Genomic DNA, 21,865 nt, shown 5'->3' with positions numbered 1-21,865 from the left:
ACCTGCTGGAGCCGCACCTCGGCGCCGGTTAGGCCTCGCGGAGGGTGGCGGCGAAGGTGCCGAGGGCGAGGTAGACGATGCCGCTGGAGCGGTCGAGGCGGCGGCGGGCGCGGGTGGTTCGGCGCAGGCGGGTGGCGAGGGCGCTGCTGAGCAGGGCGTAGGTGCCGTCGCTGGCGATGCCGAGCACGATGAACGCCAGCCCGAAGAAGGCGAGCTGGAACGCGACGGGGCCGCGCGCCGGGTCGACGAACTGGGGGAGGAACGCGGCGAAGAAGATGAGGGTCTTGGGGTTGAGGATGTTGACGATGATGCCCTGGCCGAAGATCCGGGGCAGGGACGCCGGAGGTTGCCCGGCGGCCGGGTCGGCGTCGCCGCGGGCGCGGAGCTTCTGGATGCCGAGCCAGATCAGGTAGGCGGCGCCGAGATACTTGACGATCTGGAACGCCGTCGAGGACGCGGTGAGCAGCGCCGAGAGCCCGGCCGACGTCGCCATCACGTACACGGTCGTGCCCGCGTGAATTCCCAGCACCGACACCAGGCCGGCCACTCGCCCCTGCGCCACGCTCCTGGTCACGATGTACACCACGGCCGGGCCGGGCACGAGCAGCACGGCCATCGTGGCCGCCGCGAACAGCAGAATCGTGGACAGGTGGGGCATGCCCGCAGCCTATCCGTGGCGGTCAAGGGAAATTTACCCATCGGTGCTGGTCAGGCTGACCCTAGACTCCGCGCGTGACCATCACTTCGGGGAGAGACGGCGCGGTCGCCGAGATCCTGCTGAACCGGCCGGACAAGCTCAACGCGATGAACCTGGACTGGGTGCGTGAGCTGGCGGACGTCGTTTCCGAGCTGGCTGTGGACCCGCCGCGGGTCGTGCTGATCCGGGGCGCCGGCCGGGCGTTCTGTGCCGGTCTGGATCTGGACATGATGGGCGAGCACGGGATGCCGCCGGAGTTCTTTTCGTTGCAGGAGCAGGCGTTCACCACTCTGGAGCGGCTGCCGGCCATCGTCGTCGCGCAGATCCACGGGTACTGCCTCGGCGGCGGGCTGCAGCTCGCGCTGGCCTGCGACATCCGGATCGTCAGCGAGGACGCCACGCTCGGTCTACCCGCCGCGCTCGAGGGTCTGCCGCCGGGCATGGCCGCCTGGCGCCTGCCGCGCTTCGTCGGCACCGGCCGGGCGCTGCGCCTGGCACTGTCCGGCAAACCCGTCGACGCCGCCGAGGCGTTCGCCCTGGGCCTGGCCGACCACATCCTGCCCGCCAGCGGATTCGCCATCGCGGCCCGCGAGATCGTCTCGCATTACGCCGCCGTGCCGCACCGCGCCGCCCTCGGCATCAAGGAGCAGGTCCGCACCGCCTTCGACCTGCCCTTCGACAGCGCCTACGACCGCGCCCGCGAGATCATTGCCAACTGCCTACGCGAACCCGACGTCGAACTCGCCAAACAAGCCTGGGCCTCCCGCCGCAAATAACCCGCCGCGCGAGTTCGACGCTCCAGCAACCGAGTTCGACGTTCGTGTTAGAGCTCGCGGTGATCGAAGACGCGTTGGGTCTTGCGCTCGCTGCGGGGGAGTGAGCCCGGCTCCACCGGCTCGACCTCGACCCGGAGGCCGATCTTGTCGTGCAGGCGCCGGGCCAGCTCGTCGGCGACCGCGGAGGACTCGGCCTCCACCTTGATGGTGAGCGTGTCCCGCCCCGAGGTGTCCCGGCTGACGTGCGCCTGGAACTCGGGGCCGGCGCCGGGCAGGTCGGCGAGCACGGTGTCCACCTGCATCGGCAGGAAGATCACGCCGCGCACCTTGATCTGGTCGTCGGAGCGCCCCAGGACCCGGCCGATCCGCGGGAACGGGCTGCCGCACGGGCACGGCTCCGGGTACAGGTACGACAGGTCCCGGGTGCGGTACCGGATCAGCGGCGTGGCCTGCTTGTTCAGCGTCGTCACCACGATCTCGCCGACCTCGCCGGGCGCCACCGGGGCCAGCGTCTCCGGGTTGATGATCTCCGTGTGGTAGTGGTCGCTCCACAGGTGGATGCCGTCGTGCCGCGAGCATTCCACGCCGGTGCCCGGCCCCCACAGCTCGGTCAGCCCGTACAGGTCGAACGTCTCCACGCCGAGCAGCGACTCGATCCGCGCGCGGGTGGCCTCACCCCACCGCTCCGAACCGGTGATCGCGACCCGCAGCGCCAGCTCCGGGCGCAGCCCCCGCTTGTCCACCAGCTCGGCCAGCATCAGCGCATACGACGAGGTGGCGCAGACCACCGTGCTGCCCAGCTCGCGCATCATCTCCAGCTGCATCTCGGTGTTGCCCGGCCCGGTCGGCACGACCATCGCGCCCACCCGCTCGGCGCCGGCCTGGAACCCGACGCCCGCCGTCCACAGCCCGTAGCCCACCGCGAGTTGCACCCGGTCGGCCGGGGTCAGCCCGGCGTACCGGAAGCACCGGGCGAACATCGCGGTCCAGTCCTCGAGATCCTGCGCGGTGTAGCCGCAGATGGTGCGCCGGCCGGTGGTGCCGGACGAGGCGTGGATGCGCACGATCCGCTCGGCCGGGACCGCCGCGTACTCGAGCAGCGGGGTCTCCCGAAGCTCCTGCTTCGTGGTAAACGGTAACGAGCTCAGGTCCTCGGGGCTGGTGATCTCCTCCGGCCGCACCCCGGCCGCCTCGAGCTTCCCGCGCAGGTAGGCCGACCCGGCCATGACCTGCGCCAGCGTCGCACGCAGCGCCGCGGGCTCCAGTACCCCGGCGGCGACATCGGAGGTCGGCTGCAGGGTTGTCATTACTTCACCACCGTCGGTGTTGGGGAATGTGCGCCCCTTTCTTACCGCAAGATCACTGAGAGTCCAATATCGTGTACGCCATGTCCTTGACGCGCACCGAGCGTGCCCTCCTGGCCACGGACGGGAAGCTCGCCCTGGCCGAGTTGTTCGCCGGCGAGAGGGAGGCTGTGCAGGCCCGCTGCGACCAGACCTACGACGACGACCCGGACGACCGTCCGGTTCCGTTCCAGGTCACCAGGTCTGCCGTGGCGCTGGTCGAGCTGGCGACCGGCGAGCTGCTCGGCACGATGACCTGGCGCCCGGTCCCCTACTCGCTCACCGTGTCCGGCACCGCCTGGAACATCGGCATCCACCTGCTGCCGGTGGCGACCGGGCGCGGGCTGAGCACCGCGGCCGGCCGGCTGCTGGTCCGGCATCTGTTCGACACCACCGAGATGAACCGGGTGCAAGCGATCACCGACGTGGCCAACGTGCCCGGCTGGCGGGGTCTCGAGCGGCTCGGCTTCCGCCGCGACGGCGTGCTCCGCGGCGTCTCCGTGCGCGCCGGCGAACCCCGGGACATGTACATCTACGCCATCCTCCGCACCGAGGCCCACTGGGACACCAAGCGCACCGTCCTCGCCCAGCGCTCCAACGTGGCGCTGGCGCGGGCCTTTCCCGGTGACCGCGCGGAGGTCATGGCCGCCTCCGATGACGCTTTCGGCGTCGACCCCGACCCGCGGACCTCCCCGGCCACGCCGCCGACCGTGTTCCGCGGCGCCGTGCTGGACGCCGGCTCCCGCGCCCTGCTCGGCATCATGAGCTGGCACGCGGTCGACTACGGCAACACGTTCGGCTGCGCCGCCTGGAACATCGGCATCACCCTGAAAACCGCCGCCCGCGGTCGCGGCATCGGCACCACGGCCCAACGCCTCCTGGCCGAGCACCTCTTCGCCACCACCGACCTCGACCGCGTCGAAGCCGGGACCGACGTCGACAACCACGCCGAGCGGCGCTCGCTCGAGAAGGCCGGCTTCCGGCTGGACGGCACCATCCGCGGAGCCCAGGTGCGCGACGGCCGGCGCCGCGACCTCGCGGTGTACGGGATCCTGCGCACTGATCCGCCTCTCCGGAATTCTTAACGCGGTTGCGTTCCAGCGAATGGTGCGGTTGTCGGGTTGATTGTGGCTGGGCGCCGTCACGGTCCCCTGAGGTGCGGTTGGTCTGTGCTCGGCTGGTCCATCAGGCGTATCCCTTGTCCTCGACGCCGGGCGCGATGGGGGCGTTCCAGTGCCGCCACAAGGCGAGCAACCGGATCGCCACGATCAGCACTGCCCCGCACGCGGTGACCAGCTCGTCCGGGAGCCCGGCGCCCAGCCCGACGGCGACGAGCACCGCGCCGGCGAGGGCGGCCAGCGCGTAGATCTCCCGGCGCAGTACCAGGGGAACCTGCTGGAGGAGGAGGTCGCGCAGGGCGCCGCCGCCGATGCCGGTGGTCATGCCGATCAGGCAGGCGGAGTAGACGGGCACGTCATGGGCGAGTGCGGTGGCGGTACCGGCGACGGTGAACAGGCCGAGGCCCACCGCGTCGGCCAGGAGGACGGCACGGCGGAGCCGGGCGAGTTGCGGGTGGAAGCCGAAGACGGCGAGCGCGATGGCGGCCGGCACCGCGAGGTAGGGCCATTCGCGCAGGGTCGTCGGCGGGTGGATGCCGAGCAGCACGTCCCGGATGATCCCGCCGCCGAGCGCGGTGGTCAGGGCCAGCACGACCACGCCGAACACGTCCAGCTTCCCGCGCACCGCGGCCAGCGCTCCGGACGCGGCGAACGCGGCCAACCCCAGCATCTCCAGCACGACCAGCACGATTGTGCACGGTACGGCATTGTGACGGCCCGCCACTTTCGAAAGAAATTGTTTTGTGATATGCTGCTGAATTAGTCAGGTAAATTCTCGCGCCGTGATTGGTGACGGAAAACCAAGCCAGACCGCGATGACCGCGGCGGCGGCGCGCGCGGCCCACCTGATCGTCGACAGCGAACCGCTGATCTTCGCCGACCCGCTGGCGTACCCGCTGCTCGGGGCCGCGGCGGAGGACCTCGTCGGCTACCACCGCCAGCACGGCGCGCACCCGGTCCTGGCCGGGGCGCGGGCGGCGGTCACCACGCGCAGCCGCTACACCGAGGACCGGCTGGCCGCGGCCGTGCGGCGCGGCGTCGTGCAGTACGTGATCCTCGGCGCCGGGCTCGACTCCTACGCTTACCGCTCGCCGCACGGGATCCGGGTGTTCGAAGTGGACCATCCGGACACCCAGCGGTGGAAGCGCGGCCTGCTGGCCGCGGCCGGGATCGCGGTGCCGGACACGGTCGTGTTCACACCGGTGGATCTCGAGACCGACGCGCTGGCGGACCGCCTGGCACACCACGGGTTCGACGACGCCCGCCCGGCCCTGGTCAGCTGGCTCGGCGTCACGATGTACCTGACCCGGGACGCCATCGCGGAAACCCTCGCGGTGGTGGGAGGTCTGGCGCCCGGTAGCGAGATCGTCGTGGACCACATGCTTCCCGAGCACCTGCGGGACACGGCCGGTCAGTCCTATGTGGACCTCGTGGCACCGGTGGCCGCGGAGCACGGCGAGCCCTGGCTGACATTCCTCGACCCGGGCGAGATGGCGGCGATGATGCGGAAGTGCGGCCTCGAGCCGGTCGAGCACGTCCCGCAGCGCGACGCCGTCCCGGCAGAACTGTGGAACCGTTCCGACCCGTTGCGCGCCTCCGACCTCGCCGTGCTCTCGGTGGGCCGGAAGGAAAGCAACGTCACGCTCACTCCATAGAAGGAAAGCAACGTGACGTTGCTTTCCCATCGAGCACGCCGCACGCGGGCGGACCTGCTGCCGCCGCGGGTCTGCCACGCGCTGGCCCGGCTGCACGACCGGGTCCGCCCGCTGCCGGCATCGCCGCTCGCGGTGTTCGCCGGTGCGCCGGCCAGCCTGCTCGGCGCCGGCAGCATCGCCTGCGTCTACCGGGTCACCATCGACGGCCGCGACGTCGCCGTCAAGGTGCGCCGGCCGGGGATCGAGCGGTCGCTGAACCTCGACCTGGCGATGCTCGAGCGCCTCGCCCGCATCCTGGCGGAGTTGCCGCCGCTGCGGGGCGTGCCGGTCACCGGCATCGCGACCCAGCTGGCCGAGAGCATCCGGGCACAGCTCGACCTGACCCGTGAGGCGGACCTGCTCCGTGACTTTCGCACCGCCATGGCGAACGAGAACGATGAACGTGCCGGCGAACACCGCGCCCAGCAGCGCGCGTTGACTCATGACACCCTCCCCGAAATGTATGACTGACCGTCAGTCAGTCATACGGGCCCGCCCCAGCGACGACCTCGCCACCCAGCTCATCGCCGAGCGCCGCCTCCTGTGCCGCCGCTACGTGCGATGAATGCCTCATTCACTGCGCTCAGTGCACTGAATGAGGCATTCATCGCACCATCAGCGCCAGGGGCGGGTGATCTCCGGAGACTCCCGGAAAGCCTGGGGTGGGACTCCGGTGAGTTTCCGGAAGATTCGGCTGAAATAGGCCCGGTCGTGGAAGCCGACCCGGCGGGCGACCATTTGGATGCTGTCGTCGCTTTCCCGGAGCCGTTCCTTGGCCTGCTGGATCCGCAGCCGGTTCAGGTAGTCCCACGGGGACAGGCCGAGCTCGCGGTGGAACAGCCGGCTCAGGTAGTCCTCGCTCATCCCGGCCGCCTGGGCGACCTGCCGGCGGGTGATCTGGTGGTGGTAGTGCTGGTGCAGGTATGCCAGCGCGTGCTTGATCAGCAGGCTGCTGCGGTGCGGCAGCGGGTTGCCCGGGGTGAGCATCCGGCCGAACAGTTCCACCAGCTCGGGCTCGGCGAGGATGCCCCGGCCGAGCAGCACCGCGCGGCCGTGCGGCTCGGCGCGCTGCACGTCCGAGGCGGCGATCGACCCTCCACAGAGGACGATCGCGGGCAGGTCGGGGAGCTGGGCGTCGCCGTGCAGCCGGTCCAGCACGTCGAAGCCGTCCATGTCGGGCAGCGTCTGGGCGACCACGAGCAGGCTCGGCACCTCGCCGCCGAGCAGCGACAGCGCGGTGGTGCCGTCGCCGGCCACCAGGACCGGGTAGCCGGGGCGGGCCTGGGTGGCGAGCCGGCGGTAGTACGCGTGCGTGTCCGGGTCGACGATCACGATCGGCCCGGTGGATCCTGGCGGCCGCGCCGCGGTCACCGCCGCCGCCAGGTCGCGGGCGCCGGCCGGGCCGTAGACCAGGAACGGGGTGCGGCGAAGCCGCGGGTGCTCGTGCAGGTGCCGCACCACCGACCAGTCCTCCGGCCCGGCGTCGGCCAGGTCCCAGGCCACCGCGGCCGGCCGGTGCTCGTCCAGGATCGCGGCGATGTCCTCGCCCGCGTGCAGCCGGCGCACCGGCAGGCCCAGCCGGCAGCCCACCGGGTTGGCCCGCTCCGCGGCCAGCGCGCCGCCGGCCAGCAGCAGCGAGCCGTCGCCGTTGCCCGGCTGTCCGTCCGGGGTGGGCAGCGGCAGCGCGACGTGGAACGTGCCGCCGCCGGGGCCCGGCTCGAACCGCAGCGTGCCGTTGTGCAGCGCGACGAGCCGGCGGGTGATCGGCAGCGCGAGGCCGGTGCCGGTGTCGCCGGCGCACTCCACCCGGATCCGCAGGTGGGGGAGGAGCACGTCGGCGCTGACCGTGGCCCGGCCGGTGGCCAGCCGGTCGGCGCTGCCGCGCAGGGTCACCAGCGCCTGCCGCAGCCGCCGCGGGTCGGCCTGGATGAGCGGCAGCGCGGTGGGCAGCCGGGTGCGGAACACGTCCTCCAGCAACGCCTTCGGATCGAGCAGCTCCGCGGACAGGTCCAGGGTGTCGATCTCGGCGCGGGTCAGGTCGAGCAGGTCGGAGATCACCCCGAGCTGGTGCTCGGCGCTGACGTTGATCTCCTTGAGGCTGTCCAGCAGGTCCGGCGGCGCGTGGTGCAGCGCTTCGACGGACTCCAGTGCCCGCGCCACGTGCCGGAGGATCCCCTCGACCGGGGTGCGCAGCTCGTCGCTGACGCTGGACAGCAGCGTGGTCTTGATCCGGTTCGCCTTCTCCGCGGCGTCCCGGGCGTCCCGTACCGCGCCGAACAGCTTGATCTCCTTGAGCGCGGCGCCGATCTGGTCGCCGAGCGCCCGGTACACCGCGCCGTCCCGCGGCCCGACCTCGAACAGCCCGAAGCCGAGCAGCTCGTCGTGCACGTACAGCGGCTCGGCCACGGTGGCGTGCCGGTGCCCGGGCTGCGGCACGCCGGCCAGCGTCGGCGGGTCCAGGGCCAGGTGCCAGCGCGGGATGCCCAGCCCCGGCAGGTGCCGCTCCAGCGCGTCGGTGAGCGCCGGCAGGTCGACCACCGAGGACAGCGCGGCGCCCAGCTCCCGCAGCCGCCGCGAGGTCTGCGCCGCCTGCCAGCGCTCGAACTCCACCAGCCGGCGCCCGGCGTCGGCGACCACCAGCCGGGCCGACCCGAGCAGCCGCTCGACCCGGGCCGCGTCCCCGCCCCGGTCCAGCGCGCGCCGGCGCAGGTCCAGCAGCGCCGCGTCCCAGGCGTCGGTCTCGTGGCTGCGCATCCGGGAGGCCCGGATCAGCCGGTCCACCTCGGCCAGGAATGCGCTTTCTCCAAGGAGATCACGATCGAGCGCGGCGTTCAGCTGGTCGTGCACGGGGGCCGGCAGCCGCCCGGCGGGCTCGCCCGCGCACCCGCAGGAGCGCCGGATCACCAGCGTCGAGGCCGGCGCCGGCCGGTTCACCGCGGGCAGCCGGCCCATCCGGAACAGCAGCGTCTCCACGGCCAGCTCGCCGAGCTCGGCGAACGGCATCGACACCGAGGTCAGCGGCGGGTCGGCGAGCCGCGCCTCCGGTGCGTCGTTCACCCCGACGATCGCCACGTCCTCGGGCACCCGCACGCCGCGCGCGTTCAGCACGCGCAGCGCGTCCGCGGCCAGGAAGTCGCTGGTGGCCACCACCGCGTCGAAGTCCCGGCCGGGCCGCAGCCCCCGCGCGTCCAGCAGCACCCGCATGGCCGCGGCGCCGGCCTCGGTGCGGAAGTCCACCGGCGAGGACACGAGCGTGGCGTCCAGCGGGATCCGGTGCCGGGCCAGGGTGTCGGTGTAGGCGCGGTACCGCTCCGCGGTGACCGGGTTGGCCACCGGCCCCCGCACGAACGCCAGCCGCCGCCGGCCGTGGGTCTCGATGAGATGGTTGACGGCGCTGGCCATGCCGCGGTAGCTGTCCAGGGTCAGCGGCTGGTCGTCGCCGAACGCGCCGTTCACGCTGACCATCGGCAGCCGCCCGAACCGGCGGGCCAGCCGCGCCGTCCGCTCGTGCCCGGCCGGCAGGCCGAGCGTGGACGCCCAGCAGATCAGGCCGTCCAGCAGGTCCGGCGCCACCAGGTCGTAGACCAGGTTGGGCGGCGCCTCGGCGGTGCGGACCTCGCCGCCGGGCAGGCAGATCAGGTTGACGTCATGGCGGCATGCGGCGTCCAGCACCCCGGACCACAGGGTCGCTCCGACCCCGAGGTGGATGTTCGCCGTGACCAGGCCGATGGTCAGCCGGTCCATGCCTGCCCTCGCCGTCCCCGTTGACTCTCAGCAACACAGTGTTTACATAAGGGCCGCGCTATGGCAAGGCCCCCGCCCGGGAGGCTGGGGCGGGGGCCGCAGTGTTGCCGAGAATGCCGGGTCAGGCGACCTTGCCTACGCCCGCCCCGCTCGTCACGATCGACTTCACGTTGGCGGAGGGGTCCAGCGTGTAGGAGTACGGGATCCCGTTGACGCTGCCGGTGCACCCCGAGGTGGACCCGGCCGAGTTGACCAGCGTGTTGTTCCGGGCCACCAGCGCACCGGGCGGGGAACTGCCCTCACCGCAGTGGAAGGCGTCGCGGGAGTTGTCGAAGTAGTTGCCCTCGACCAGGGTGCCGCCCTCGAGTGTGGACGCGACGCCGTAGCTCGTGACCCCACCGTAGTAGTTGTTGTAGACGTGCACCGGGTTGCCGAACCGCACCCGCGGGTGCCGCTGGTTGGTGCCGTCGAACCAGTTGTGGTGGTAGCTCACCCGTAGGTGGCCGCGGTCCTCGCTGGCGTTGTTGTCGCTGTGACCGAGCAGCATTGTCTTGTCGTGGTTGAAGAACCTGTTCCACGAGACCGTGACGAAGTCCGCGGCGTGCTTGATGTCGACCAGGCCGTCATGCGCGGCGGACAGCGTGTTGTGGTCGATCCAGACCCGGGTGGACGTCTCGACGTTGATCGCGTCGTCCGAGGAGCCCCGGAAGTTGAGGTTCTGGATGATGACGTTGCTGACGCCTCGGACATTGAGCCCGCCGCCGACGATTCCGGAGCTGGACCCGACCCCGATGATCGTCTTGTTGGCCGCCACCCGCTGCATGCCGCTGATCGTGATCATGCCGCTCACCCGGACGACCGCCGGTGAGCTGGACTGCATGGCGCTGATCAGCGCCGTGGAGGTGGTCACCGTGACCGGGGTGGCGGTGCCGCCACCGGTGGTGCCGGCGCCGAACCCGGTCGGTGAGCCGACGGCGGCCGCCTGCCCCGCCGCCCACACCGTCAGCGCCGCCGCCGATGTCACAACGGCGGCGCCGGCGATTGTTCGCCTCGCGATCGCGTTAAGCATGTTGCGCTCTCCGTTTCTGCCGTGGAATCTTCGTTGACCCCTCGACTACCACGCTAGAGAAACGTTCATGGATAATCGCGAACGATTTGTGGACTATAGCGGTCTCGCCCGAGGGACATTCAAAATGCCGACCCAGCGAGAGTGGGCCGCCGGGCGGTGTTCGCTACCGGTCGCGACGGCAGGCCGGAGGTCTCCCCGAGCGATCGGTCCAGTGACCAGCTCAGCCAAGGCGACCACAGCTGCGAACACCGCACGGCACGCTGGCCCGCCCGGGCAGGGCTGTTCCAAGATCGTTTGAGCGGCAGGTCAGGCGGTGCTACCCGAGGCCGATGGCGGGCCGATGGTGCTGGAACTCCGCGGCAACCGAGTGTCTACTGTGGAGTGAGTGCGGCGAAGGCGTCCTTTGTCACGCTCAGCGTGACGAAGGCGTCCTTCGTCGCACAACTTCGGCGTCACTGGAGTACCTGACGTCACCACAGTCCCATCATCAACAGCAACCACTTAGACGATCTTGAAACAGCCGTGCCTGCCCGAGTGGTCGGCCCTACCGACCAACCAGCGAGCCTTGTCCTCCGTAAACCGTGATCATTTTGAATGAGACACGGGTAAGCCTTGTTCACCCCATCCGGAAACTGGGGTGTGGCGGCTGGTTGTACGCGGTGTTCTGCCAGGCGACCGCCTCGCGGTACTGGCGGTCCTGCAGCAGGGACACGTGCGAGATGCTAGTCGGATCCGTGGTGGAGAAAATCCGCAGCGCGCGGTTGTCCGAGGTCGGCCAGATGACCTCCTCGCGCCAGTCGCCGAGGATGTCGGCGGCCAGCGACGGGGTGGACTTCGTGCCATTGTTGGAATGCACGCCGGACGCGGTCAGCAGCCGGGTGTCGCCGCCGGTGCCGTACTTGTCGATATGCGTGCCGTCCAGCAGCTCGCGCGTCGCGTCGCCGTCCCACCAGATCACGAAGTTGGTCGAGGACGGTTTGTGGCTGGACAGCTGCGCGCCGCTGCTGGCGCTGCGCAGCCCGCCGACCGCCGACGACCAGACCTCGGCGCCCGGGTTGCCGGACCAGATGTCCGCGGCCACGCCACGGCCGTTGTCGCAGCCGCAGGACGCCGACCGCCACAGGGTCTGCCCGGTGCGCGCGTCCGCCACCCAGTCCGCCGGGCTGCCGGTGTTCTCGTCGGGCTTGAACATCTCGAGCCCGGGCCGGCCGGGTACCAGGTCACCCACGTGCAGGGTGTCGCCGTGGCCCAGCCCGTTGACCCACAGGCCGCTGCCGTTGTCGTTGACGGCCATGGACCCGTAGATGATCTCGTCCCGGCCGTCGGCGTCGACGTCCGCGATGGACAGCTGGTGGTTGCCCTGGCCGGTCCAGGCCGAGCCGTTGGTGGAGGAGTTGGAGTCGAACGTCCAGCGCCGGGTGAGCGCCCCGTTGCGCCAGTCCCAGGCCACGATCACGGTGCGGGTGTAGTAGCCGCGGGCCATGATGATGCTCGGCCGCGAACCATCCACAAAGGCCGTTTCGGCGAGGAACCGGTCCACCCGGTTGCCGTAGGAGTCACCCCACGACGACACGGTTCCGCGCGCTGGCACGAAGTCCGCAGTGGCCAGGATGGCGCCGTCGGTGCCGCGGAACACGGTGAGGAACTCCGGTCCGGAGAGGATCCGGCCGGCGGAGTTGCGGAAGTCGGCGCTGGCGTTGCCGATCACCTGGCCGGTGCCGGACCGGGTGGCGTCCGCGGTCTTCATGACCACCTCGGCGCGGCCGTCACCGTCGTAGTCGAACACCTGGAACTGCGTGTAGTGCGCGCCGGCCCGGATGTTGCGGCCGAGGTCGATGCGCCACAACCGCTGCCCGTTGAGCTTGTAGGCATCGACGAACACGTTGCCGGTGTAGCCGTCCTGCGAGTTGTCCTTGGAGTTCGTGGGATCCCACTTCAGCACGATCTCCAGCTGCCCGTCGCCGTCGAGGTCGGCGACGCTCGCGTCATTGGCGGTGTAGGTGAAGGACACCCCGTCCGGCGTGGTGCCACCACCCGGAACCTGGATCGGCACGTCCATGCTGCTGGCCAGGATTCCGGCGTCATCGCGCGCGGTGTCGAAGCGCATCGACGGCTTCTCCGCGGCAACGGAGGCCGACTCCACGCCGCCCACCACCGGCCGCACGGTGTAGGTCGCCCCGGCCGGGGCGCCGGCGTCGCGGAAGTTCGAGACGGTCAGCGGTTTGACGTTCACCTTCCGGCCGTCGCGGTACACGTTGAACGAGGTGCCGGGCTCGTCGGTGGCCAGCAGCCGCCAGCTCAGGAAGTTCCCGTCGCCGGAGCGCATGCTGATCAGCCCGCGGTCCAGCCGCTCGACCTGTTGTGGCGCGGTGGTTTCGGTCAGCGCCGCGGGCCGGACCTGGCTCTCCGGAGCCCCGAACACCCGGCCGGAGCCGGCGAAGATCGGTACCAGGAACGGCACCGCGCGCGGCGAGTCGATCCGGGTGTGCAGGGTCGGCGTCCAGCCCGCGTCGGTGCCGAAGTCCGGGTCGTGCGCGGCGTTGTACACCCCGATCAGGTCGACCGGCGTGGACCGCAACCCGTTCTGCAGCACGTTGTTCCGCGCGGTGAGCGTGGTGCCGCTCCAGTCGAACAGCAGCCCGGCCGGGTCGATGCCGGTGCCGAGGGCGAACGCGTTGCTCTCGGCGAAGAGCTTCGACTGCACGCCGACGCCGAGCGCGTAGACGAACGTCGACGGGTCCGGGATGACGTAGAAGTTGTTGTACACGTGCACCTGGCCGAACCGGACCCGCGGCAGCCGCTGCAGCGTGTTGCCGAACAGGTTGTGGTGCACGGTGACGTTCAGCTTGCCCGGGTCCGTGGTGGACGTGTTGGACGAGCCGATCAGCATGGTCTTGTCGTGGTCGAGGAACTTGTTCCAGGACGCGGTCACGAAGTTCGACGCGTTGGTGATGTCCAGCTCGCCGTCGTGCACCTGGAACTCCTCGCCGAAGTAGCGCGGCAGCCCGGAATCCGGGTTGTTCCCGTCGGTAAACGTGTTGTGGTCCACCCACACGTGCGTCGCGCCGGTCAGCGAAACGTTGTCGTACAAGGAGTTCCACGCCCCGGTGGCGCCGTCGGTCGGGTCCCACTGCGGGAAGCAGTCGGCCGCGTCGACGAAGTTGAGGTTGCGGATGATGACGTTGTTCACCTTGTCGACGTGCAGGTTCAGTCCTTTGAGGACCGCGTGGCTGCCGAGGCCGACGATCGTGGTGTCCTTGCTGACCTTCAGCTTGATATGCCGGGTCTGGTTGGCCGCCGAGGCCACCCGGGCGTCCTCGAGCGGGCCGGCCGGCTCGCGGTCCCGGCCCCACACCGCGGGATCGTAGGTGGCGAGGTAGGACTCCAGCGTGTAGCCGCCGGTGGCGTACGCGTCGCAGGACAGCATCCCGCCCCCGTCGTCCTCCGCGCCGTCGATCGTGCCGCTTACCTGGATGATCTTCGGTGCGGGCGCGGCCAGCGCGGCCACCAGCTCGGCCCTGGTGTGTACCGTGTGGACGTTCTCGGCCGGCGCGGCCGAACCGCCGGTGGTGCCGGTGCCCTCGGCCGCCCAGCCGTCGTTCGCCGGCAGCACCTGGCGACCGAGCGGGAGATGGCTGTCCGGTGCCGCGTTCGCTCCGGGCGGGCCGGTCAACCCGAGCACGACGGCCGCGGCGGTGGCCAGAATCAAAGCGCGCTTCATCGCAGGGACCTCCTCGTCCCGCCCCGCCCGGTCAGCCTCAGCCGCCGTTGCGTTGCTTGTACTTCGCCTGAGCGTCGGTGAACTTGGCCGCGAACTGGTTCAGGAAGTCCTGCGCGGACATCTGGCCCAGCAGCACCTTCTGGAACAGCGGTTCGGTGTCGGTCTTGGTGATCGCGTTGAACTCGGGCAGGTAGTACGGCAACTGCACGAGCTTGGTGCCGGAGTCGTTGAGCGCCTTGTTGGCCTCGGCGATGTGCTGCAGCTTGCCCAGCCACGGCTCGTTGAACACCTCGGTGTTGGCCGGCAGCACGCCGGTCTTCTCGGCCCAGTAGCTGTTCATCGCCTTGCTGGCGGCGAACTCGGCGAACTTGAACGCGGCGTCCTTGTGCTTGCCGGTGGCGAACACGCCGATGCCGGACACCGGGTTGGACACTATGGTCCGTGAACCGGCGTCCGACTTGGGCACCGCGAACGCGGCCACCTTGTCCGCCCCGAGCGCCTTCACGTGGTCGTTGTAGGAGCCCAGGTTGTGCTGCATGATCGCGATGTTGCCGCCGTCGAACTGGGCGACCATCTTCGGGAAGTCGTTGGTGGCGTCCGCCTCCGGCGTGTTCTTCTTGTACAGCGCGACGAGCTTCTGCAGTGCCGCCACGTTCTTCGAGTCGTTGACGGTGGACTTGCCGGAGCTGTCGAAGATCGACGTGATGCCGGACTGGCCGTAGATCACCTCGAGCATCTGGGCGATGGACCCGGCGCCGCCGCGGATCGTGAAGCCGAACTTGTTCTTGCCCTTGTCGGTGAGCTTGTCCACCGCGCCGAAGAAGTCCGACCAGGTCTCCGGCGCCTTCAGCCCGGCGGTGCCGAACCAGTCCGTGCGGTACCAGTACATCCCGATGTTGGTGGACATCGGCACCATGTAGAGCTTGTTGTCCGGGATGGTCGAGCGGACCGTGGCGACCACGGGCTCGCTCAGCTTGCCCTTCAGCGAGCTGCCCGAGATCCGGTCGTCCACCGTGTCCAACGCCTTCTGCGGCACCAGGTTCGCCAGCATGGCTGTGCTCACCCCGCCGACGTCGGGTAACCCGCCGCCGGCGATCGCGGTGTCGTACTTCTGCTGGGTCTGGGCGATTGGGATACCCACGTACTCGACCTTGATCGTGGGGTTGGCCTTCTGGAACTCGTCGATGATGTGCTGCCACACCGGGGTGCGGGCGGGCCCGCCGTTGTCGTCCCAGAACGTGATCTGGGTGGTGCCGCCGCTGCCGCTCGAACCCGAGTCCGAGCCGCAGCCGGCCAGCGTGAGGCCCGCCGCGAGGAACGCCGCGGTCGCCGCCAACCAGCGCGATGTACCCATTACCGCCTACCTTTCCGTCGCCAGTGCCGCAGCGAGGTCACGGTCGAGTCGTCCGTCGGCGACGATCGTGATCACCCGTCTGGTCAGGGAACCGGCCAGCACTGTGGGCTCGTGCCAGGCGAGAGCCACCCCGATTCCCGGATACTCCTCGGTCCGGACGAACCACGGGTCCGCCGAGCCGACCTGCTGGAAGATCAATGTCCACTTGGGACTGCCCAGGGCCACCCACGGGGCCCGGGTGCCGTTGACGGCGTGCTCGCCCGCCGAGTGCGCGGTGAACACCGACCGTGGCGTGGCCGCGTTCGGGGCCCGCCAGAAGAACCCGCCGTACCCGGCGCCCGCCCGGCCCTTGGTCGCCGAGCTGCGGATCTCCACCGGGCCGGCGGTGAGGTTGGTGAGCGTGCAGGTGAAGTCGAGCACCCACGCGCTGGCGGTGAGCGAATGGTCCGGGTGCTCGAGCGGGCGCGCGGCGACGGCGCGCTCCTCGCGGAGCAGCGCGGTGCCGGTGGGGCCGAGCCACTCCAGGTGCTCGACGAACCCGTCGGCCGTGCGGCTGGCGAAGCCCAGGTGCCGCTGGGTGCCGTGATCCCCGCGCCAGGTCGGGCCCTGCCCGGGCACGAACGTGCGGCCGCCCCAGAAGTTGACGCCGCCGACGTCGGCGATCGCCACCCCGACGCCGAGGTGGTGCGGGTGGTCGGCCGGTCCGGACTCGCTGACCTCGACCCCGCCGAGCGTGCGCACCGGGTGCAGGTACGGCCGCGGGGCGAGGGTCGCGGAGAGCTTCGGCTGCCACTGGTAGCGCGCCACCTCCCGGCCGTCGACGCGGATCGACTGCTCGGCGGGCGCCCAGGGCACGTCCAGCTCGGAGTAGAGAGCGAGCCGCTCGGCGCTGCGCTCGGTCAGCTCCACGATCCCGGGCAGCACCCGCCCGCCCGCCCCGCCGTCGAGCTGGAGCTCGGCCGGGATGGGGGTGGGGTCGGGCGCCTGTCGAACCGCTTCGACGACCTGCATGAACGCGCCGGTGCGGGCCAGCGGGGCCAGCAACTGGGCGCCGGTGCGCACGTGCGCGATCAGGTTCTCCAGCAGGTCGGTCCGGGCGTGCACGGTGCGGTTCTGGCCCAACCGCACCTCGTCCAGGGTGTAGCGCAGGGTGGCCGAACCGGACTCGCCGTGCACGGTGAGGTACGGCTCGCTGCGGCCCGGCGCGCACAGCGTGACCGCCACGGTGATCTCGATGCCGGTGGCCAGCCGCAGCCGCAGGCACGACGTGTCGTCCGCTTCGATCGGGTTGGCCCGGTACAACTCCACCTCGATCTCGGCCACCGCGCCGAACTGCTCGGCCTCGGCCACCGCCAGCGCCGTGGCGATCGCGTGCGCGAACGGGTTGGTCAGCGCGCCGTCGGTGACCGGGATGTCGCCCAGCCGGCGCCGCCCGGCCCAGGACGCCCGGGAGAAGTAGCTGGACGGGCGGTCCCAGGCGCCGGCCACCCCGATGCCGCGCACCCGGCCGAGCCCTCCGTCGGCGATGACCTTGCGCAGGTACGGGATCGCGTCCGAGCCGAGGCTCTGGAAGCCCACCTGGCAGGCCAGCCTGGTCAGTCGAACCGCTTCGACGATCCGCTCGTAGTCGGCCATGGCGCCGGCCGGCGGCTTCTCCAGCAGCAGGTGCGAGCCCGCGTACAGCGCCGCGGTGGCGAGCTCGGCGTGCGTGTGGATCGGGGTGACCAGGATGGTGATCTCCGCGCCGGTGCGCTCGATCAGCCCGGCCAGGTCCGCCGACTGCTCCGGATTCCCCAGCCCGGCAAGGCGTTCCGCCGGCACCGGCAGCACGTCGCACACCCCGGCCAGCCGCACCAGGCCCGCGGCGGTGAGCCGGCGCAGGTTGTCCAGGTGCCAGCGGCCGTGCCCGTGGGCACCGGCGAGCACCACCGGCACCGGCCCCTGTGGAGTGATCATCCCTTCACCGCCCCGGCCGACAGCCCCTGCACCAGGTACCGCTGGATCACCGCGAACACCAGGACCACCGGCACCGCGGCGACCACCCCGCCCGCGGCCAGCGCGCCGAAGTCCACCCCGAACTCGCCGAGCGTGAACGCCAGGCCCACCGGGATCGTGTACTTGTCCTGCTCGCTGACGAACATCAGCGCGAACAGGAAGTTGTTCCAGCTGTGGATGAACGCGAACGAGCCGACCGCGACCAGGCCCGGGCGCAGCAGCGGCAGCACCACCACCAGGAAGCCGCGCAGCCGCGAGCACCCGTCCACCCAGGCGGCCTCCTCCAGCTCCACCGGGATGTTGCGGATGAACCCGCCGAGCAGGATCAGCGACAGCGGCAGCTGGAACACCGTCTCCGCGATGATCAGGCTCCACAGCGAGTTCACCAGGTCCAGCGTGCGGAACGTCTCGAACAGCGGGATGAGCATCATGGCGCCCGGGATGAACTGCGTGCACAGCATCGCCACCAGGAACACCGTCTTGCCGCGGAAGTTGTAGCGCGCCAAGGCATACCCGCCGGCCAGCGCGACCACGGTGGTGGCCAGCAGCGAGGCCACCCCGACCTTCAGGCTGTTCTGGAAGAACACCGCGAAGCCCAGGCCGTTCCACACGGTCTCGAAGTTCTCCGTGGTGACCGGCCAGGGCAGCAGCGACGCGGAGCCGCGCGGGCGGACCGCGAACACCACCATCCAGTAGAACGGCACCAGCGTGAACAGCAGGTAGATGCCCAGCGGCACATAGATCTGCCACCGGCTGGGCCGCTGCGGCCCCCGCCGCCGGACGGGCACCGGCGGCTCGGGGGCCCGCGGGGGAGCGGGTCGGGTGGCGGCGAGCAGGGTCATGTCCGCGCCCCGAACTTGCTCAACCTGAGATACAGCACCGAGAAGAACGTGAGGATCAGGAAGCCGGCGGTGGTCAGCGCCGCGCCGTAGCCGAAGTCGTGTGACTGGGCGGCGGTCGCGGCCACGTAGAGCGGCAGCGTCGTGGTCTGGTGGGCGGGGCCGCCGCCGGTGAGCGTGTAGAGCAGGTCGACGTTGTTGAACTCCCACACCGCGCGCAGCAGCGTGGCCAGGATGATCGCGTCCTTCAGATGCGGCAGCGTCACGTGCCGGAACCGGCGCAGCCGGCTGGCGCCGTCCACCGACGCGGCCTCGTACAGGTCCCGCGGGATGGTCTGCAGGTCGGCGAGCAGCAGGATGGCGAAGAACGGCACGCCGCGCCACAGCTCGGCGAGCACGGCGGCGCCGAAGACCATGTCCGGGTTGGCCAGCGGCGCCGCGCCGTAGCCCATCAGCCCCAGGTCGGCCAGGTAGCGGGAGACGCCGGTGGTCGGGTTGTAGAGCAGCACCCAGATCCCGGTGGTGAGCACCCCGGACACCGCCCACGGCGAGAACACCAGCGCCCGGGACACCGCGCGGCCGACGAACGTCTCGTTCACGATCAGCGCCAGCAGCAGGCCCAGCAGCAGCTGCAGCCCGACCTCGACCAGCACCCACTTCGCGGTGAACCCCAGGCTCTGCCAGAACAGCGGGTCGTGCGCCAGCATCCGGCGGAAGTTGTCCAGCCCGGCGAAGCCGTTCTCCCACGGCTTGTTCACCGTGTAGTTCTGCAGGCTGTAGTAGAAGACGCTGGCCATCGGGTAGACCAGGAAGCCGAGCATGGCCAGCACCGCGGGCGCGATCAGCAGGTACGGCGTCAAGGGTCCGCGGCGCCGCCGCGGGATCACCTCGGCGACTGCCATGGGGCGCCTCTCCGTTCTGCCGCGGTCACGTGCCGAGGCTAGGCAAGATCATGTGGACAATCGCGCACAGCGTGTGGACTATGGCGTCGCCCGTGGCCTCACGAGGACGACCTCGTGACAACCCGTGATCCCGGGCGTGTCCCGCGTTCGCGTAGCTGTGTTCCGCCCTGGCGTAGGCGTGGCACGCGTCCACGGGATACCGGCGCTTTCCGCGTCCGGCACGGCCGGCAATGGAGCTATTTTGCGCCAACCAGCGTGCTCACCAGAAATTACGATCCCCGAAGCCAGCAGATGGTGCGATGAATGCCCCGTTCAGTGCGGCTGGCGCACTGAACGGGGCATTCATCGCAGTCGGTGTCCGCTCGGCGACCTCGGACAGCTTCACGCCGGTGGTCTCGCTGTGACGGTTCAGCTCGACACCGATGAGCCAGCGCAACGGTGAGGGATCGCGACGACCGGCTTTATCGCAACCGCACCGAGCGCACGGAAGGTGGGTTTTCCGGTGGCCAGTACATCCGATTGAGCGAATTGCTTCACTCAATTGCCCGACTGCGGCGCGCCCGCCCGCTGGATACGATGACATTATTGGTGTCCTTTGCGGAAGGGGCGGTTATGACCACGGAGATCGGCGGTATCCAGGATCGGAACATCGCGGCCGTTTTCAACCGGCTCGACGCGAATGGCAACGGCGTGGTCACCAAGGCGGACTTCGACGCGATCGCCCAACAGATCTGTGCCCAGTTCGCCATCCCCGCGGACAGCGAGGCCGGGCAGTCGATCGGCGAGAGCTTCCAGTCCTGGTGGGAACAACTGCGCCGGGACCTGGACACCGACCACGACGGCAGGATCACCCTTGAGGAGTTCGCCTCGGCCTACAAGGATGGTGACCCGGCCGAATACTTTGCCGAGAAGTTGGGTCGCACCGCCGCCACCGTCGCCGAAGCGGTCGACTCCGATGACGACGGCTTTATCACCGAGGACGAATATGTGTCGTTGCTGTCGGTCGCGATAACCGACCAGCAGGCCATACTCGCGGGTTTCCACCAATTGGACACCGACGGCGACGGGCGGATCAGCCGGGCGGAGTTCGAGGCCGGCGTGGCCGCGGTGATGCTCAGCGACGACCCGGCCACCCCGGGCACGGCGATGATGGGCCAGACGCCCTGACCCCCGCTACACGCCGGGCACGTACTGCCGCGCCGGCAGCCCTCGGGCACCCGGACGGGCCCGGAACAGGGCGCCGGCCTCGGGCTGCTCACCGGGCGGGACGGTCTGGCGGGACGTGGTGACGTACAGCTCGTCGAGGCCGGGGCCGCCGAACGTGCACGCGGTGACCTGGGTGACCGGCAGCGCGAGGTGCTCCAGGAGGCGGCCGTCGGCCTGGTAGCAGCGCACCGCGGCGCCGCCCCAGAGCGCGATCCAGAGCCGGCCCTCGGTGTCGACGGTCATGCCGTCCGGGGCGCCGGCGTCCACCGGAATGTCGAACACGGTGCGCCGTGCGGTCAGCCCGCGCCGCTCGTCGTAGTCGAACGCGTCGACGCGGTGCGTGGGGGTGTCGATGTAGTAGGCGGTGCCGCCGTCCGGGCTCCAGGCCAGGCCGTTGGAGATCGTCACCCCGGTGAGCACCACGGTCGTGGCGCCGTGGTGCTCGAGCCGGAAGAGTCTCCCCGCGCCGGGTGTCTCGTCGTAGGCCATCGATCCGCAGTAGAACCGGCCGTCCGGGTCGCAGTCGCCGTCGTTCATCCGGATGCCGGGGTCCACCCACAGCTCGCCGAACGGTCGCACCGTGCCGAGATCCGCACTGGCCAGGGCGAACCCCCGCTCGACCGCGATCACCGCCCGGCCGTCCGGGCACGGCCGCAGCGCCGCCGCCACCACGCCGACGTGGTGCCGGCTCACCCGGTCGGTGCCCGGGTCCAGCTCGAGGACGTCGCCGGCGAGCATGTCCACCCAGCGCAGCCCCGGCCAACCCGCGTGCCATACCGGACCTTCGCCATGCTCGGCGAGCGGATCGGTGATCTGCTCCATCGCAGACCTCTCTTCAGGGGTGCAGCAGCACCTTGACCGCGCCGGCCGCCGGGTCGGCCAGCAGGCGGAACGCGTCGGTCACGTCGTCGAGGCCGACCTCGTGGGTGACCAGCATGGCCGGGTCGAGCGCGCCGGAGGCGAACGCGCGCACGGCGTGCGTCCAGGCCCGCGACGGGGCGCCGAACACGGTGTGCACGGTGATCTCGCCCAGCACCAGCTCGGTCGGGGTCGGCGGATCGTCGTCGACGGGCGGAATCCCGGTCAGGGCCACCCGCCCGCCCCGGCGCGCGAGCCGCACCGCCGCCCGCGCGGCCCCGCTGGTGCCCGCCGCTTCGACCACCACGTCGTACCGGCCGGCCAGCCGGTCCACGTCGTCCAGGGTGAGCACGTCGGTGGCGCCGCAGCGCCGGGCCAGCTCCACCCGGTACGCCCGGCGCACCACCACGGCGAGCTCCGCCGGGCCGCCGGCGTGCAGCAATTGGACGGCCAGCAGGCCGAGCGTGCCGGCGCCGACCACCGCGACCCGCTCGCCCGGTACCGGCGCCGCCTTGAGGCAGGCTGCGGCGACGCAGGCGGCCGGCTCCA

The 21,865-nt window shown here is 70.7% G+C and carries 18 protein-coding genes; 5 read left to right on the top strand and 13 right to left on the bottom strand.

Going from position 1 to position 21,865, the window contains the following annotated elements:
* Nucleotides 1-28: 28 nt before the first annotated feature.
* The gene (locus VGR06_RS07900) at nt 29-658 is read right to left on the bottom strand and encodes a LysE family translocator (protein ID WP_327558312.1); all 630 of its coding nucleotides are present in this window, start codon (nt 656-658) and stop codon (nt 29-31) included.
* Nucleotides 659-732: 74 nt separating this feature from the next.
* On the opposite strand from VGR06_RS07900, the gene VGR06_RS07895 reads away from it, so the two are divergent.
* Nucleotides 733-1,473: an enoyl-CoA hydratase/isomerase family protein gene (locus VGR06_RS07895; protein WP_327558311.1), complete on the top strand. Its 741-nt coding sequence runs from the start codon at nt 733-735 to the stop codon at nt 1,471-1,473.
* A gap of 47 nt (nt 1,474-1,520) precedes the next feature.
* On the opposite strand, the gene VGR06_RS07890 is transcribed toward VGR06_RS07895, so the two are convergent.
* On the bottom strand, nt 1,521-2,780 hold the full coding sequence (locus tag VGR06_RS07890; protein WP_327558310.1) for a phenylacetate--CoA ligase: 1,260 nt from the start codon (nt 2,778-2,780) through the stop codon (nt 1,521-1,523).
* An 80-nt stretch (nt 2,781-2,860) separates the two neighbouring features.
* Here VGR06_RS07890 and VGR06_RS07885 point away from each other — a divergent pair, with 80 nt between their 5' ends.
* Entirely contained in the window at nt 2,861-3,901 is a 1,041-nt protein-coding gene (locus VGR06_RS07885; protein WP_327558309.1) for a GNAT family protein, read from the top strand.
* Nucleotides 3,902-4,001: 100 nt separating this feature from the next.
* Here the strand turns inward: VGR06_RS07885 and VGR06_RS07880 are convergent, their stop codons facing one another.
* On the bottom strand, nt 4,002-4,625 hold the full coding sequence (locus VGR06_RS07880; protein ID WP_327558313.1) for a trimeric intracellular cation channel family protein: 624 nt from the start codon (nt 4,623-4,625) through the stop codon (nt 4,002-4,004).
* A gap of 91 nt (nt 4,626-4,716) precedes the next feature.
* Between VGR06_RS07880 and VGR06_RS07875 the strand changes: the two genes are divergently transcribed.
* The gene (locus VGR06_RS07875) at nt 4,717-5,589 is read left to right on the top strand and encodes an SAM-dependent methyltransferase (protein WP_327558308.1); all 873 of its coding nucleotides are present in this window, start codon (nt 4,717-4,719) and stop codon (nt 5,587-5,589) included.
* Nucleotides 5,590-5,601: 12 nt separating this feature from the next.
* The gene (locus tag VGR06_RS07870) at nt 5,602-6,099 is read left to right on the top strand and encodes an AarF/UbiB family protein (RefSeq protein ID WP_327558307.1); all 498 of its coding nucleotides are present in this window, start codon (nt 5,602-5,604) and stop codon (nt 6,097-6,099) included.
* A gap of 144 nt (nt 6,100-6,243) precedes the next feature.
* On the opposite strand, the gene VGR06_RS07865 is transcribed toward VGR06_RS07870, so the two are convergent.
* From VGR06_RS07865 to VGR06_RS07830, 8 genes are all read right to left on the bottom strand, one after another.
* Entirely contained in the window at nt 6,244-9,372 is a 3,129-nt protein-coding gene (locus tag VGR06_RS07865; RefSeq protein WP_327558306.1) for a substrate-binding domain-containing protein, read from the bottom strand.
* Nucleotides 9,373-9,493: 121 nt separating this feature from the next.
* On the bottom strand, nt 9,494-10,441 hold the full coding sequence (locus VGR06_RS07860) for a pectate lyase (RefSeq protein ID WP_327558305.1): 948 nt from the start codon (nt 10,439-10,441) through the stop codon (nt 9,494-9,496).
* A gap of 616 nt (nt 10,442-11,057) precedes the next feature.
* Complete coding sequence (locus tag VGR06_RS07855) at nt 11,058-14,162, bottom strand: hypothetical protein (RefSeq protein ID WP_327558304.1); 3,105 nt, start codon at nt 14,160-14,162, stop codon at nt 11,058-11,060.
* 37 nt (nt 14,163-14,199) lie between these two features.
* The gene (locus VGR06_RS07850) at nt 14,200-15,516 is read right to left on the bottom strand and encodes a sugar ABC transporter substrate-binding protein (RefSeq protein WP_327558303.1); all 1,317 of its coding nucleotides are present in this window, start codon (nt 15,514-15,516) and stop codon (nt 14,200-14,202) included.
* A 6-nt stretch (nt 15,517-15,522) separates the two neighbouring features.
* Complete coding sequence (locus VGR06_RS07845) at nt 15,523-17,472, bottom strand: DUF6807 family protein (RefSeq protein WP_327558302.1); 1,950 nt, start codon at nt 17,470-17,472, stop codon at nt 15,523-15,525.
* Nucleotides 17,469-18,353 carry a carbohydrate ABC transporter permease gene (locus tag VGR06_RS07840; RefSeq protein WP_327558301.1) on the bottom strand — a complete coding sequence of 295 codons (885 nt, stop codon included), beginning with the start codon at nt 18,351-18,353 and terminating at the stop codon, nt 17,469-17,471. Before VGR06_RS07840 ends, VGR06_RS07845 begins: the two co-directional genes overlap by 4 nt.
* Nucleotides 18,350-19,252, bottom strand: a complete 903-nt coding sequence (locus VGR06_RS07835) for a sugar ABC transporter permease (RefSeq protein ID WP_327558300.1) — start codon at nt 19,250-19,252, stop codon at nt 18,350-18,352. The genes VGR06_RS07840 and VGR06_RS07835 overlap by 4 nt, the downstream gene beginning before the upstream one ends.
* Nucleotides 19,253-19,511: 259 nt before the next feature.
* Complete coding sequence (locus VGR06_RS07830; protein ID WP_327558299.1) at nt 19,512-19,688, bottom strand: hypothetical protein; 177 nt, start codon at nt 19,686-19,688, stop codon at nt 19,512-19,514.
* A 2-nt stretch (nt 19,689-19,690) separates the two neighbouring features.
* Here VGR06_RS07830 and VGR06_RS07825 point away from each other — a divergent pair, with 2 nt between their 5' ends.
* Nucleotides 19,691-20,419, top strand: a complete 729-nt coding sequence (locus VGR06_RS07825) for an EF-hand domain-containing protein (protein ID WP_327558298.1) — start codon at nt 19,691-19,693, stop codon at nt 20,417-20,419.
* 6 nt (nt 20,420-20,425) lie between these two features.
* Here VGR06_RS07825 and VGR06_RS07820 read toward each other — a convergent pair whose 3' ends face one another.
* Together VGR06_RS07820 and VGR06_RS07815 are read right to left on the bottom strand one after the other, a co-directional pair.
* Nucleotides 20,426-21,280 (bottom strand): SMP-30/gluconolactonase/LRE family protein, encoded by an 855-nt coding sequence (locus VGR06_RS07820; RefSeq protein WP_327558297.1) that lies wholly within the window; start codon nt 21,278-21,280, stop codon nt 20,426-20,428.
* A 13-nt stretch (nt 21,281-21,293) separates the two neighbouring features.
* A partial coding sequence (locus VGR06_RS07815; RefSeq protein ID WP_327558296.1) for a zinc-binding dehydrogenase occupies nt 21,294-21,865 on the bottom strand: 572 nt, incomplete at its 5' end.

It is taken from the genome of Actinophytocola sp. (genome assembly GCF_036002505.1).
In the GTDB taxonomy this organism is placed as follows: domain Bacteria; phylum Actinomycetota; class Actinomycetes; order Mycobacteriales; family Pseudonocardiaceae; genus DASYTH01.
The sequence above is the reverse complement of the archived record's forward strand: the minus strand, read 5'-3'. Positions and strand labels throughout refer to the sequence as shown.